We start from the raw sequence: 12,866 nt of genomic DNA on the forward strand, positions 1-12,866 counted from the left end.
GGCCACCGTCCCCCACCAGCGCACCGGGCCGTCCGGGTGAGCGGGTGCCTCTGCCGTCCCGCTCCGTCCTCCCGGGCGGATTCCGGTCGCGGCGGGCCCGGATCTGCCAGAGTGGAAGGTGATGCACGCGCTCCAGGGAAGCACCATGAACGCCAACGACCGGTTCGACGACGACGAGTACCCCGCCTACACGATGGGCCGTGCCGCCGAGCTGATCGGCGCCACCCCCGCCTTCCTGCGGGCCGTCGGGGAGGCCGGACTGATCACCCCGCTGCGGTCCGACGGCGGCCACCGGCGCTACTCCCGCAGCCAGCTCCTTGTCGCGGCCCGCGCCCGCGACCTCGTCGACCAGGGCACGCCGGTCGAGGCCGCCTGCCGGATCGTCTCGCTGGAGGACAGCCTCGACGAGGCGCTGCGGATCAACGAGAAACTGCGGGGCACCAGCCGGCAGGACGCGTGAGGGCGGCGGGACCGGACAGGCCGTGCGGCCACTGGGCGCGCTCGGTGAGCGTTTCTTCACCAGGCGGGTATATCTGCTTCGGCCGTTGCAGAATTTGGGCAGCGAACCCGCGAGGTTTTGATATTCCCCACGCCGGGGTGAGATAGTGCGCGCCCTTCGAGGCTCGTAGCGTGCTACTGTCGATTTCAGTTGCAGTTGTGGTTCCCAAAGTTTTTCCGGTGCATTCCGGTTGGGGCAATCATTGCGGCGACGCAGGTCCACACAGTGTGGGCCTTCGAGCTTTGCCCCGAAGGAGATTTGACATGGCTACTGGCACCGTGAAGTGGTTCAACGCGGAAAAGGGCTTCGGCTTCATCGAGCAGGACGGCGGCGGCGCCGACGTCTTCGCTCACTACTCGAACATCGCCACCTCTGGCTTCCGTGAGCTCCAGGAAGGCCAGAAGGTGACCTTCGACGTCACGCAGGGCCAGAAGGGCCCGCAGGCGGAGAACATCGTCCCCGCCTAGTCCGGGACACCAGTCGGCCGGGGTCCGTACCGCAAGGTGCGGGCCCCGGCCTTCTGTATTTGCGCTCAAGCGCCGAATGAAATTCCGACGAAATTTTCAGCGGCTTCTTCCCGTTTTCCGTGAAGCCAAACGCCGATGATCGGTTCGGTCGAAGCGCGTCGTGCGCACGCCGCCGGCGGTGGCGTGCGGTCGTCACATCGCGAGGACGGCCCGGACGGTCTTCCCGCCGAATCCCGTGCTGACGACCTCCAGGCTGTGAGCGAGCTGCTGGACCATCGCCAGCCCCCGGCCGCTCTCCGATTCGGTGTCCAGGACGCCGACCTTCGGCCGACCGGGACTGTCGTCGTGGACCTCGACCGTCACCACACCGTGCCCCAGCTGGAGCCGCAGCCGGCAGCCCGTACGTCCGTATCGCACGGCGTTGGCGACCAGCTCGGAGGCGATCAGTGTCGCGTCGTCCACCTGGTCGGCGGTCGGTGACGCGAGAAGTGGCCGTGGCCGGGTCAGGAACGCCGTCGTCAGCTTGCGGGCCCTGCCCGCCGAGACGGCCGTACGCGGCAGGGTGTACTCCACACGGGCGGTCGGCCTGACGGTGCGCTGGTGCGCACGCATGACTGACACCTCTCTTCCCCCTCCCAGGACATCCGGCACCCGCCCGACGGCTCCGTCCCCGTCGGCCGGGACCCCGCGCCGAACGGTGCGCGGCCGGTCCTGCCCACGGGTGATGCCCCACCCGGATGATCCGCAACCAACGACGTACGTCACAAAGGCGTCCCGGGACCGCCGCCGCGCCCTCACGTGCCGGGTCGGCGGCCCGATCCGCCGTCGAAGTCGTCAGTCCAGCAGGCGGAAGTCCTCGTAGTCGAAGCCCGGCGCGACCACGCAGCTGACCAGCACCTCCTCGTCGCCGGCCGGACGTGCCGACTGCCAGACGCCGCCCGGCACCAGGAGTTGGGGATGTTCGCCCGCCTCGACGCGGGGACCGAGACGGACGACCTTCGGCGGCGAGCCGGGGGTGGAGCCCGCCCCGCCGAGCAGCAGGTCCAGGGGGCCACCGCGGTGCCAGAGCCACAGTTCGTCCGAGCGGACGGTGTGCCAGGCGGAGGTGTCGCCCGGGGTGAGGAGGAAGTAGATGGCGGTGGCGGCGGCGCGGGAGCCGGGGTAGCCGTCGGGCCGGAAGGCCTGCGGCGCCGTCCAGGTCTCGACGAACCAGCCGCCCTCCGGGTGCGGCCGCATGCCGAGAGCGGCGGCGAGGTCGGGGATCACGGTGTCGGGAGAGGTCACCCCCTGCCTCTATCACGGAGGCCGACGGGGTTCAACGAACGCCCGGTGGACAGGGGTTGGAGTCTGCCAGGGTGGGGGACATGGCGACCCTTCACCGAAAGCTGCTCGGTCTGCTGCCCCGCCTCGGGGTGCGGGTGCTGGACCTCGGATCGGGTACCGCGCTGGTCTACCGGCGCGGAGTGCGCAGACGCGTCGCGCTCGGCCGGGGCGCCGATCTGGTGCTGAGCGGGCGGACCGCCGCCTACCGGCACGTGCCCCTCGGGGACAGCGGAGCCCGGCTGCTGCTCGACGAGAAGAGGGCCGCGGCGGACGAACGCGGGTTCCAGCTGGCGGCCGCCTCCTATCTGTGCGGCCAGCACGTCACGGCCCTGCTCGACCGGTACGCCGTGAACTGCGTCTTCGACGTGGGAGCCAACTCCGGCCAGTACGCGCGCCAGTTGCGCCGCCTCGGCTACACCGGGCGGATCGTGTCCTTCGAGCCGACCACGGAGACCTTCGGCAGGCTCCGGAAGGCGGCCGAGGGCGACTCCGACTGGCTCGTCTTCCAGATGGGCCTGGGGCGGGAGGACACGAGCCTGTCCATCCACGTCGGCTGGAAGTCCATGAACTCCCTGCTCCCGCCCAGCGACTACGGCAAGGACCGCTACAAGCGCTTCGCCAGGTCGCGCACGGAGGAGATCGAGGTACGCCGTCTCGACGGCATGATGGACAAGGCGCTCGACGGGATCACCGACCCCCGCCCCTACCTGAAGATGGACACCCAGGGGTACGACCTGGAGGTGTTCGCGGGTGCGGGGGAGCGCGTCGCGGAGTTCGTCGGGATGCAGTCGGAGGTCGCGGCGCTGCGGTTGTACGAGGGCAGCCCGCGGATGGACGAGGCGATCGCGCTGTACGAGGAGAACGGCTTCGAGATCACCGGCATGTATCCCGTCACGCGGGAGGAGGCGACGGGCCGGGTCGTCGAGTTCGACTGCGTGATGGTGCGCGCGGCGGCGATCCCGGCGGACGACGGGTAGCGCGGGAGTGCGGCCCGTCGGCGCCCCCCTCGGGGGTGCTTACCGGGCAGCCGGTCGGACAGGCCCTAGGCCGGGTAGGCGTGGGTCTGGGTCGCCTTGACGGTGGCCCAGACGGGGGCGCCCGGGCGCAGGTCGAGTTCGGCCGCGGCGACCGTGGTCAGGTCGGCAGCGAGCGGGAGTTCACCCGTGAGGTCCGTGCGGATCTGGTCGCCGTGGGTCTCCAGACCCCGCACGTTGCACTGCCACACGTTGCGGGCGCTGGAGCCGGTGGGGCGGTCGCGGTGGAGGGTGACGGCGCTCGGCGGGAACGCCACGAAGACGGGCCCGTGCAGTTCCTCGGTCGTGGTGATCTCCGGGCCCGAGTCCAGACGTACGGTGTGGCCCGCGGCCTCGCCCCGGTAGAGATTGAGGCCCACGAGCTGGGCGATGTAGTCGGTGCGCGGCCGGCGGGCGATCTCCGCGGGGCCGCCCTCCTGGACGACATGGCCGTCCTCGATGACGACGAGCCGGTCGGCGAGCACCATCGCGTCCAGCGGATCGTGCGTCACGAGGACGGCGACCGCCTCGAACGCGGCCAGATGCTGCCGCAGTTGGGACCGGACCTCCAGGCGGGTGCGGGCGTCCAGCGCGGCGAGCGGCTCGTCGAGCAGCAGCAGCCGGGGGCGGGTGGCGAGGGCGCGGGCGACGGCGACGCGCTGCGCCTGGCCGCCGGACAGCCGCCGCGGCTTGGCCCCCGCGTGGTCGGCCAGGCCCATGCGCTCCAGCCAGGCGGCCGCCTGCGCGCGGGCCTCCGCCTTCGGCACCCCCTGACAGCGCGGCCCGAAGGCGACGTTGTCGAGGGCGGAGAGGTGCGGGAAGAGCAGGTAGTCCTGGAAGACGACGCCGACGGGGCGGGACTCGGGGGGTGTGCGGTCCAGGGAGGCGCCGTCCAGCCGCAGTCGGCCGCCCTCGGACAGGGGGGTGAGTCCGGCCAGCGCGCGCAGGGCCGTGGTCTTGCCCGCGCCGTTCGGGCCGAGGAGGGCGACGACGTCACCGGGGGCGGCGCTCAGTTCGACGTCGAGGCGGAACGCGCCGCGCCGGACGACGAGACGGGCGTCCAGCCCCTTCCCGGACGGCGCGGCCGGGGCCGGGGTCGTCTCGGTCATCGCGTGTCCTCCCTCGCGTGGGCGCCGGTCACGACGCCGTGATCCAGCGGTCCCGCAGCCCGGCGAGCACCGCGATCGACACCGCGAGCAGGACGAGGCTCAGGGCGATCGCCGCGTCGGGGTCGCTCTGCAGGGCCAGGTAGACGGCGAGCGGCATGGTCTGGGTGCGGCCCGGGAAGTTGCCCGCGAAGGTGATCGTCGCGCCGAACTCGCCGAGTGCGCGGGCCCAGGCGAGGACGGCACCGGCGGCGATGCCCGGGGCGATGAGCGGCAGGGTGACCCGGCGGAAGGCGGTGAAGCGGGAGGCGCCGAGTGTCATGGCGGCCTCCTCGAAGCGCGGGTCGGCGGCCCGCAGGGTGCCTTCGACGCTGATGACGAGGAACGGCATCGCCACGAACGCCTCGGCCACGACGACTCCGGCCGTCGTGAAGGGCAGGGTGACGCCGAACCACGCGTCGAGGAGTCTGCCGACCACGCCGTTGCGGCCGAGGGCCAGCAGCAGGGCCACACCGCCGACCACCGGGGGCAGCACGAGCGGCAGGGTGACCAGGGCCCGGACGAACCCGCGTCCGGGGAAGTCGGTGCGGGCCAGCAGCCAGGCGAGCGGCACGCCGAGCACCAGGCTGACCGCGGTGGCCGCCGTGGCGGAGAAGAGGGACAGCTGGAGGGCCTGCCACACCTCGGGCTTGGCCAGCTGGTCCGGGAGCGTGCGCCAGGGCGCCCGCACGATCAGCGCGAGCAGCGGCAGGAGCAGGAACACCAGCCCGACGAGGGCCGGCAGCAGCAGGGGCAGCGGCGCCCCGCCCCGGAGCCGGCCGCCGGTCCCGGCCCGGCCGCGGACACGCCGGGCCCGCGGCCCACCCGTCAGGGTGTCGGCCGGGGCGTCGGACTTGTCGAGCGCGGGCACGGGATCACTCATGTCTTCAGGAGGCGGTCTTCGGCGCAGCGGCGGCAAGGGGGCTGTGCCTCACGGCACGCGCCGGACGACGCGTGCCGTGACGGACGGAGCGGACGGGTCAGGCGGTGGGCTTCAGGAACCCGGCCGCCGTCAGCACCTTCTGGCCCTCCGGGGACTGCACCAGGGCGATGAACGCCTTGGCCGCCTCCGCGTTGGGCGCGTCCTTGAGCAGGGCGATCGGGTAGTCGTTGATGGCGTCGGCGGACTCGGGGAACTCCACGCCCTCCACCTTGTCACCCGCTGCCTTCACGTCGGTCTTGTACACGACCGCGGCGTCGGCCTCCTTCAGCTCCACCTTGGTCAGGGCGCTCTTGACGTCCTGCTCGTAGGAGACGGGGGTGAGCTTCAGGTGGCTCGCGTCCAGCGCCTTCTGCGCGGCGGCGCCGCACGGCACCGTCTTGTCGCAGAGCACGACCTTCAGGTCCGACTTGGTGAGGTCCTTCAGGGAGGAGACCTTGTCCGGGTTGCCGGGGAGGGTGGCGATCTCCAGCTGGTTGCGCACGAAGGTCGCGGGGGTGGTCGCCGCGTCCTTCTTGTCGGTCACGATCGCCATCGTCTTCGGGCTGGCCGCCGCGAAGACGTCCGCCGGGGCGCCGCCCGTGATGCTCGCGGCGAGGGTGTCGCTGCCACCGAAGTTGAAGGTGACCTTCGTGCCCGGGTGGGCCTGCTCGAACTCCTTGCCGAGGGAGGTGAAGCTCTCCTTGAGCGAGGCGGCGGCGAAGACGGTCACGGTGCCGGTGAGCTTCGGCGAGGAGGAGGCCGAGGACTTCGGCGTCGAGGAGGCCTCCGACGACGCGTCGTCGGAGGAGGAGCAGGCGCTCAGGGCCAGCAGCGCGGCGGCACTGACGCCGGCCACCTGAAGGCTCCGGGTGGTGCGGCGGGTCCGGCGCGCGGATCGGGTCATCACGGATCTACTCCCTCGGAAAACGAAAGACGGAAAACGCTGCAGCTCGCTGTCGCTGAAGCCTCCGTCGTGCTCTTCAGTCCTGAGCTTTCTTCAGCATGCCCAGAACATAGTGACGCAGATGCGAGCGAGAAGTCTTCTGTTGCATCGCATGAGCTGTGGGTTCGCGGTTGGGATGTACGCATGTGCGTTTGTACGGGACCTCTCGCTGGGTACCGTTCTGCGGGAGGTGCTGCCCGTGAGCCAGTCCCTGACACAGCCGACTCCGCCCGCGCCGTCGCTCGCCGAACTCGCGCTGACCGGCGATCTCGCCCGGCCCGCCCGGCTGACGGTGCCCGACCTGCTCGCCTGGCCCCAGCACCGGGTGCGGGTCAGCTTCGACTGCGCGACCAGCGGTGTGCAGCACCACGGTTTCGCGGGGCCCCTGCTGCACGACGTGCTGCGGGACGCCGGACCGCACTTCGATCCGGGCCGCCGCAAGGACCGGCTGCGCTTCCTGATCGCGGTGACGGGCGCGGACGGTCACCACGTCCTGCTCACCTGGGCCGAGATCGACCCCGACTTCGCCGACGCCCCCGTCCTGCTCGCGGTGGGCATCGACGGCACACCGCTGGACCGGGCGGGCCCGCAGCTGGTCCTGCCGCAGGACCGGTGCGGGGCCCGGCACATCAGCGGCATCAACGCCATCCGGGTGGACGGCTGTTACCCGGCCTGGTCCCCGGCCGGAGCGGGCCGACCCGCCTGACCCGTCTGACCCGCCCGACCGGGCTGACCGGGCCCTCCGTCCCGCCCGGACCGGTGCAGGGCCAGCCAGACCCGGTCCCGGGTGACCGGAAGCTCCGTGAAGCGCAGCCCCGTCGCGTCGCGCAGGGCGTTGGCGAAGGCCGGGGCGACCGGGTTGAAGGGGCTCTCGCTCATCGACTTGGCGCCCAGCGGTCCGATGGCGTCGGCGGTCTCCATGAAGTGGACCTCGGTGCGCGGGATGTCGGCGTACTGCGGGAGCCGGTAGCGGCGGAAGGCGGCCGTCTCGACCTCGCCGCGCGCGTCGAGCCGGACGTTCTCGAAGAGGGTCGCGCCGAGTGCCTGGGCGACGCCGCCCTCGACCTGGCCGCGGCACTGCATCGGGTTGATGACCTTGCCGGCGTCGGCGGCGTGCACGCTGCGCAGGATGCGGATCTCGCCGGTGCCGGGGTCGACGGCCAGCCGGAACCACTGGGCGTTGAAGGCGACCGAGCGGGGGGTGCCGCCGAAGTGCCCGTCGGCGGCGAGCGTGACCCCGACGGCGCCGGCCGCCTCGTACAGCTCCTTCAGGGTCAGCCGGCCGCCCGGGTGCGCGACGGCCTCCTCGACGAGCCGGCAGTCGGCGCGCGGCACGCGCAGATGGGCGGCGGCGAAGTCGAGGAGCTGGTCGGCGAGGGCGCGGGAGGCGCGCAGGGTGGCCTTGCCGGCGACGACGGTGCCGGTGGAGGCGAACGCGCCCGTGTCGTGGCGGACGACGTCGGTGTCGGACTGCCGGATGGTGATGCGGTCGACGGTGGTGGCGAGTTCACCGGCGGCGATCTGCCGGTGGACGGTGGTGGTGCCGTTGCCGAACTCGGCCGTCCCGACGGCGAGGTCGAAGCCGCCGCCCGGCAGCAGGGCGGCGCGGGCGTCCGCGATGTGGCCGCCGGGCGGGCCCGTCGCGATCATGGCGAGGGCCGCTCCCTCACACCTTCCGGAGCCCGACGACGCCCCGCCGCGGATGCTGCGGGAGGTCGCCGAGGTGCTGGCCCGCTGCCAGGAGTCCCTGGCCCGCCGCGGCGCCGCCGAGCAGCAGGCGGCCGACGAGCTGGGTGCCCTGCTGGCCCTGCCCGCCGGATCCGAACTGCCTTCGCTCCAGGCGGCGTTGCGGCTCCGTGGGCTGGAGGGTGAGGGGCTCCACCGGGTGATCGTCGCCGAGGCCGCGGCCGTCGGGGCAGGGAGCGCCGACCGGACGGGCGTGGCGGTCCCGGCCGAGGGTGCGCTGGCCGAGGCAGTCGCCCATCTGGACCCCGCGCACGCCGTGGTGGGCCGGCTCCCCGACGGCACGGCCTTCGCCGTCCTCCGCGAGGGCGCACCGGATCCGGCCCCGGGGACGGCGGCGGCGCGGGGGCGGGGAGCGCGGTCCGGAAAGGACGGCCAGGACAGCACCCGGGACACGGCCGGCCCGGGGCGGCGGACCGCGACCGCGGTACGGCCCGCCACGGGAGCCGCGCCGGACCTCCCCGCCGTCTGGGCGCTGCTGTCCGCCGCCGAGCCCGCCGTCGCGCTGCACGGCGGTACCGGCCGGGCCGACAGCGCCGAGGAGCTCAACGGGGCGCTGGCACAGGCCCGTTACGCCCTGGCCTCCGCCCGCACCACTTCGCCCGACGCGTCCGCCGTCATCGACGCGGCGTCGCTCACCGGTCTCGGCACGCTCCTCACCGGCATACCCGCCGAGGTGCGCACCGCCTTCAGCCGGACGGTGCTCGGTCCCCTCTTCGAGCCGGCAACCCGTCCTTCGCCGCCCTGCTGGAGACCCTGGAGATCTTCCTCGCCTGCGACGGATCCTGGTCACGCACCGCCGAGGCCCTCCATCTGCACGTCAACACGGTCCATTACCGCGTGCAGCGCGTCGAGCACTTCACCGGACGCGACCTGTCGAGCCTCTACGACCGCCTCGACCTGCGGGCCGCCCTGCTCTGCCGCCCGGGGCGACCGGCACGGCCATGACCGTGACAGGGGGGTCCGGTGTCTGCGACGCTGGCCCGCCGACGGGAGGGGGCGCATGCTGCTGCGTCAGCTGGAGTATCTGGTCGCGCTCGCCAGGGAACGGCACTTCGCCCGCGCGGCGGACGCCTGCTTCGTGTCGCAGCCGTCGCTGTCCGCCGCGATCCGTCGCCTCGAACACGAACTGGCCGTGCCGATCGTGCGCCGCGGCCGGCGGTACGAGGGCCTCACCCCGGAGGGCGAGGTCGTGCTCGCCTGGGCGCACCGGATCCTCGCCGAACGGGACGCGCTGCACCAGGAGTTGTCGGCGCTGCGCGGCGGACTGACCGGCACCCTGCGCCTCGGCGTCGTGCCAACCGCGCTGCCCGCCGCCTCCCTGCTCACCACCCCGTTCTGCGAACGCCACACGGCGGCCCGGGTCAGCCTGGAGTCGCTGTCGTCGGCGGACATCAACCACGGACTCGCCGAGTTCGAACTCGACGCGGCGATGACGTACCTCGACGACGAGGACCTGCGGCACGTGCGGCGTTTCCCGCTGTACGAGGAGCGCTATGTCCTGCTCACCCCCGTCGACGGCCCCCTCACCGGTGCGACGACGGCGCGCTGGGCGCGGGCCGCGGCCCTCCCGCTGTGTCTGCTCGGCCCGCGCATGCGCAACCGGCGGATCATCGACGAGTGCTTCGCCGCCGACGGTGCCCGGGCGAACCCGTCGATCGAGTCGGACAGCGTCGCCGGCCTGTACGCCCACCTTCCCGGGGGCCGCTGGTCGAGTGTCATCTCCCATGCCTGGCTGCACATGTTCGGGGTGCCGGAGGGGATGCGCGTCGTGCCGCTGGAGGGTCCCGCGCACGGGCCCCGGGTCGGCCTGGTGGTCGCCCGGCACGAACCCCGGTCGGTGCTCGCCCAGGCCTTGCTGACGGTCGCGCGAGAGGCGGGTGTCCGGGATGCGCTCGACGCCCTGCTGAACGAGCACCTGGGCCGGGCCCGCTCATAGCCGCCGGCTATCGGCACATAGCGAGGTTCGCTTTGACCAGCGACTTCGGCCCCGAGGATGGTGGAAAGCACCTTCCGAACAACGGAGTTGAGGAGAGCCGCGTCATGGCCAAGGTGCTCTGCGTGCTGTACGACGACCCGACCGACGGATACCCCACGACGTACGCCCGGGACGACCTGCCCGTCATCGACCATTACCCCGGCGGCCAGACCACGCCCACCCCGAAGGGCACCGACTTCACCCCGGGGAGCCTGCTCGGCAGCGTGACCGGTGAACTCGGCCTGCGGCGCTTCCTGGAGGAGCGCGGTCACACCCTCGTGGTCACCTCCGACAAGGACGGCGCCGACTCGGTGTTCGACCGTGAGCTCGCGGACGCGGACGTCGTGATCTCGCAGCCGTTCTGGCCCGCCTATCTCACTCCCGAGCGCATCGCCGCCGCCAAGAACCTGAAGCTCGCCGTCACCGCCGGTATCGGCTCGGACCACGTCGACCTCGACGCGGCCATCGAGCACGGCGTGACCGTGGCCGAGGTGACCTACTGCAACAGCATCAGCGTCGCCGAGCACGTGGTGATGATGACGCTCTCCCTGGTCCGCAACTACCTGCCCTCCCACCGGGTGGTGCTCGACGGCGGCTGGAACATCGCGGACTGCGTGGCCCGTTCGTACGACCTGGAGGGCATGCACGTCGGGACGGTCGCCGCCGGGCGCATCGGGCTCGCGGTGCTGCGACGGCTCGCCCCCTTCGACGTGAAGCTGCACTACACCGACCGGCACCGGCTGCCGGAGGAGGTCGAGCGGGAGCTCGGGCTCACCTTCCACGCGTCCGCCGAGGACATGGCCCCGCACTGCGACGTCGTCACGATCAACGCGCCGCTGCACCCGGAGACCGAGGGCCTGTTCGGCGACGAACTGCTCGGCGCGATGAAGCGCGGCGCCTACCTCATCAACACAGCGCGCGCCCTGATCGTCGACCGGGACGCCGTTGACCGGGCCCTGCGCGGGGGCCAGTTGGCCGGGTACGCGGGAGACGTCTGGTATCCGCAGCCGGCCCCCGCCGACCACCCCTGGCGGACCATGCCGCACCACGGGATGACCCCGCACATCTCGGGTTCCTCGCTCTCCGCGCAGACCCGCTACGCGGCGGGCACCCGGGAGATCCTGGAGTCCTGGCTGGACGGCACACCGATCCGCGACGAGTACCTGATCGTCGACGGCGGCGCGCTCGCCGGTACGGGGGCCCACTCGTACTCGACCACGACCACCTCGACGACGACCACGAGCACGTCCTGAGCAGGGCCGCCTTCCCCTGACCCCGGGCAGGGTCCGGACCGGACCGGGACCCGACCGGGACCCGGTTCAGGTCCGGTCGATGTGCACGTTGGTCGACTTGACCCGGGCGGTGGCCTCCATGCCGACCTCCAGGCCCAGTTCCTCGACGGCCTCGCGGGTCAGCAGGGAGACCAGCCGGTGCGGTCCCGCCTGGATCTCCACCTGGGCCGCGACGTCGCCGAGCTTGACGGCGGTGACGATGCCGGGGAACGCGTTGCGCACGGAGGTGTGGGAGGGGACGCCGTCCTCACCGCCGGTCCTGGCCAGCTCCACCGAGAACGCGGCGAGGTCGCGGCCGTCGATGAGCCGCCGGCCGCCCTCGTCGCGATGCGTGGTCACCCGCCCGGCATCGGCCCAGCGCCGGGCGGTGTCGGGACTCACCCCGAGAAGCCGGGCGGCCTGGCCGATGGTGTAGGACTGCATACGCGCGACCATAGGCAGGTGGTCCACGCCCCTGCAAGCCGGGCCCGGGAAGGTCACACACCCCGTTCGAACAGGTCGGAGACGGGTCAGAGCGCCGAGGACTCCGCCGCGTACCGCACCATGATGTGCCGCGCCCAGAACGGTCCGAACGCCTTGCGCAGGACCGGTTCGGCCGCCGCCGGGTCGTCGACGCCGAAGTACACGAACCCCCGCGGGTCCGGCGCCACTTCACGCAGCTCGAACCGGCCGTTCCAGCGGCCCATGTCGTCACCGACCCGCTCGACCAGCGCCGCGAGCCGGACCCCGCTGACGTCCGTGGCATGCAGGCGCACCCGGACGCCCTTCTCCGCGTGGGAGCAGACGTCCGCGTCGAACGCCCGGGAGGGGATGCGGTACACGTGGGCGGTCCGCCGGCCCTGGTCGACCGACGAGCCGGTGAAGACGTTCCGGAAGCGGGTGGCGCCGCGCTTCTCGGCGTAGTCGAGCACCCGGTACACGGCGGGTCCCGGCCCCGGCAGGCTGCGTGCCGGCCGGGTGCCGGCACACTCCGTCGTACGCCCCGACGCGAGAGCCGGCCCGGCGTCCGGCCCCCCGGCCGCCGTCGCGCCCTGGACCGCCGCCCCCGGGATCGCCACGAGCGCGACGGCACTCGCCGCCACGACGCCCACGGTCCCCCTGATGCTCCTTCGCCCACCCATCCGGTCCTCCCCGTCCACCGCCGGCCGGTCGCGGCGATGCGCGCGACCGGTACGGGGACGCACGGGAGGGCCGTCCGGTTCACGTCAGCGGCCGGGCCGGCCGCTGACCGCACGGGCAGACCCGCCGACCGCCGGGCACACGGCCCCGTCCACGAGCGACTTCGTCGACGTGATCCGACGGGCCCGTGGTGGAGGTGCCGGCGAACATCCCGCGCCAACAGCCGTCGACGTTCGCCGTGACGGTGGTCCTCGGCGCTCCGGTGGATCCGGACTTCGCCGTCCTCACGATGGAGTACGCGGAGCCGCGCCGTGACCGTCCTTCCCGCGGCCACCGGCTCCGGGGAAGCGTTCACGGTGGCCTCGGCCCTGCGCCTGGCGGAGTGCGCTGGGCGGGCCGGTCCCGGATTGCTGGGGCCGGCC

General features: G+C 72.8%; 14 protein-coding genes and 1 pseudogene. 7 read left to right on the forward strand and 8 right to left on the reverse strand.

Annotation, left to right across the window (positions count from 1 at the left end; translation table 11 throughout):
• Positions 1–121 precede the first annotated feature (121 nt).
• Together B0675_RS09785 and B0675_RS09790 are read left to right on the forward strand one after the other, a co-directional pair.
• The gene (locus tag B0675_RS09785; RefSeq protein WP_081218432.1) at positions 122–460 is read left to right on the forward strand and encodes a MerR family transcriptional regulator; all 339 of its coding nucleotides are present in this window, start codon (positions 122–124) and stop codon (positions 458–460) included.
• A 302-nt stretch (positions 461–762) separates the two neighbouring features.
• Positions 763–966 carry a cold-shock protein gene (locus B0675_RS09790; RefSeq protein ID WP_020871138.1) on the forward strand — a complete coding sequence of 68 codons (204 nt, stop codon included), beginning with the start codon at positions 763–765 and terminating at the stop codon, positions 964–966.
• Positions 967–1,158: 192 nt separating this feature from the next.
• On the opposite strand, the gene B0675_RS09795 is transcribed toward B0675_RS09790, so the two are convergent.
• Entirely contained in the window at positions 1,159–1,578 is a 420-nt protein-coding gene (locus tag B0675_RS09795; protein WP_241539742.1) for an ATP-binding protein, read from the reverse strand.
• A gap of 222 nt (positions 1,579–1,800) precedes the next feature.
• Entirely contained in the window at positions 1,801–2,250 is a 450-nt protein-coding gene (locus tag B0675_RS09800) for a cupin domain-containing protein (protein WP_206602716.1), read from the reverse strand.
• An 80-nt stretch (positions 2,251–2,330) separates the two neighbouring features.
• On the opposite strand from B0675_RS09800, the gene B0675_RS09805 reads away from it, so the two are divergent.
• Positions 2,331–3,266 carry an FkbM family methyltransferase gene (locus B0675_RS09805; RefSeq protein ID WP_081218433.1) on the forward strand — a complete coding sequence of 312 codons (936 nt, stop codon included), beginning with the start codon at positions 2,331–2,333 and terminating at the stop codon, positions 3,264–3,266.
• A gap of 65 nt (positions 3,267–3,331) precedes the next feature.
• Here B0675_RS09805 and B0675_RS09810 read toward each other — a convergent pair whose 3' ends face one another.
• The 3 genes from B0675_RS09810 to modA form a co-directional block, all read right to left on the reverse strand.
• Complete coding sequence (locus B0675_RS09810; protein ID WP_081218434.1) at positions 3,332–4,411, reverse strand: ABC transporter ATP-binding protein; 1,080 nt, start codon at positions 4,409–4,411, stop codon at positions 3,332–3,334.
• A 28-nt stretch (positions 4,412–4,439) separates the two neighbouring features.
• Positions 4,440–5,330 (reverse strand): molybdate ABC transporter permease subunit, encoded by an 891-nt coding sequence (gene modB, locus B0675_RS09815; RefSeq protein WP_081218435.1) that lies wholly within the window; start codon positions 5,328–5,330, stop codon positions 4,440–4,442.
• Positions 5,331–5,427: 97 nt separating this feature from the next.
• Complete coding sequence (gene modA / locus B0675_RS09820) at positions 5,428–6,273, reverse strand: molybdate ABC transporter substrate-binding protein (protein WP_081218436.1); 846 nt, start codon at positions 6,271–6,273, stop codon at positions 5,428–5,430.
• A 238-nt stretch (positions 6,274–6,511) separates the two neighbouring features.
• Here modA and B0675_RS09825 point away from each other — a divergent pair, with 238 nt between their 5' ends.
• Entirely contained in the window at positions 6,512–7,018 is a 507-nt protein-coding gene (locus B0675_RS09825; protein ID WP_241539743.1) for a molybdopterin-dependent oxidoreductase, read from the forward strand.
• Here B0675_RS09825 and B0675_RS09830 read toward each other — a convergent pair.
• Positions 6,976–7,980, reverse strand: a pseudogene (locus B0675_RS09830) (molybdopterin cofactor-binding domain-containing protein); the annotation flags it as partial. The gene B0675_RS09825 and the pseudogene B0675_RS09830 overlap by 43 nt on opposite strands.
• A gap of 837 nt (positions 7,981–8,817) precedes the next feature.
• Between B0675_RS09830 and B0675_RS41910 the strand changes: the two are divergent.
• The 3 genes from B0675_RS41910 to B0675_RS09845 all read left to right on the forward strand — a co-directional run bounded on the left by B0675_RS41910 (position 8,818) and on the right by B0675_RS09845 (position 11,286).
• Positions 8,818–9,003 (forward strand): helix-turn-helix domain-containing protein, encoded by a 186-nt coding sequence (locus B0675_RS41910; RefSeq protein ID WP_241539921.1) that lies wholly within the window; start codon positions 8,818–8,820, stop codon positions 9,001–9,003.
• 55 nt (positions 9,004–9,058) lie between these two features.
• Positions 9,059–9,994, forward strand: coding sequence for a LysR family transcriptional regulator (locus B0675_RS09840; RefSeq protein WP_081218438.1), 936 nt, complete (start codon positions 9,059–9,061; stop codon positions 9,992–9,994).
• Between the two features lie 104 nt (positions 9,995–10,098).
• Positions 10,099–11,286: an NAD-dependent formate dehydrogenase gene (locus B0675_RS09845; protein WP_081218439.1), complete on the forward strand. Its 1,188-nt coding sequence runs from the start codon at positions 10,099–10,101 to the stop codon at positions 11,284–11,286.
• Positions 11,287–11,352: 66 nt separating this feature from the next.
• On the opposite strand, the gene B0675_RS09850 is transcribed toward B0675_RS09845, so the two are convergent.
• Positions 11,353–11,748, reverse strand: a complete 396-nt coding sequence (locus B0675_RS09850; RefSeq protein WP_081221695.1) for a helix-turn-helix transcriptional regulator — start codon at positions 11,746–11,748, stop codon at positions 11,353–11,355.
• An 86-nt stretch (positions 11,749–11,834) separates the two neighbouring features.
• Positions 11,835–12,416: a hypothetical protein gene (locus B0675_RS09855; protein WP_081218440.1), complete on the reverse strand. Its 582-nt coding sequence runs from the start codon at positions 12,414–12,416 to the stop codon at positions 11,835–11,837.
• Between the last annotated feature and the right edge of the window lie 450 nt (positions 12,417–12,866).

The sequence above is a fragment of the Streptomyces sp. M41(2017) genome (assembly GCF_002078175.1).
GTDB lineage: Bacteria > Actinomycetota > Actinomycetes > Streptomycetales > Streptomycetaceae > Streptomyces.

What these genes read in the sequence shown, in the direction of transcription:
- B0675_RS09785 (WP_081218432.1), top strand. Translation starts at nt 122, where the DNA reads ATGCACGCGCTCCAGGGAAGCACCATGAACGCCAACGACCGGTTCGAC.
- B0675_RS09790 (WP_020871138.1), top strand. Translation starts at nt 763, where the DNA reads ATGGCTACTGGCACCGTGAAGTGGTTCAACGCGGAAAAGGGCTTCGGC.
- B0675_RS09795 (WP_241539742.1), bottom strand. Translation starts at nt 1,578, where the DNA reads ATGCGTGCGCACCAGCGCACCGTCAGGCCGACCGCCCGTGTGGAGTAC.
- B0675_RS09805 (WP_081218433.1), top strand. Translation starts at nt 2,331, where the DNA reads ATGGCGACCCTTCACCGAAAGCTGCTCGGTCTGCTGCCCCGCCTCGGG.
- B0675_RS09810 (WP_081218434.1), bottom strand. Translation starts at nt 4,411, where the DNA reads ATGACCGAGACGACCCCGGCCCCGGCCGCGCCGTCCGGGAAGGGGCTG.
- modB (WP_081218435.1), bottom strand. Translation starts at nt 5,330, where the DNA reads ATGAGTGATCCCGTGCCCGCGCTCGACAAGTCCGACGCCCCGGCCGAC.
- modA (WP_081218436.1), bottom strand. Translation starts at nt 6,273, where the DNA reads ATGACCCGATCCGCGCGCCGGACCCGCCGCACCACCCGGAGCCTTCAG.
- B0675_RS09840 (WP_081218438.1), top strand. Translation starts at nt 9,059, where the DNA reads ATGCTGCTGCGTCAGCTGGAGTATCTGGTCGCGCTCGCCAGGGAACGG.
- B0675_RS09845 (WP_081218439.1), top strand. Translation starts at nt 10,099, where the DNA reads ATGGCCAAGGTGCTCTGCGTGCTGTACGACGACCCGACCGACGGATAC.
- B0675_RS09850 (WP_081221695.1), bottom strand. Translation starts at nt 11,748, where the DNA reads ATGCAGTCCTACACCATCGGCCAGGCCGCCCGGCTTCTCGGGGTGAGT.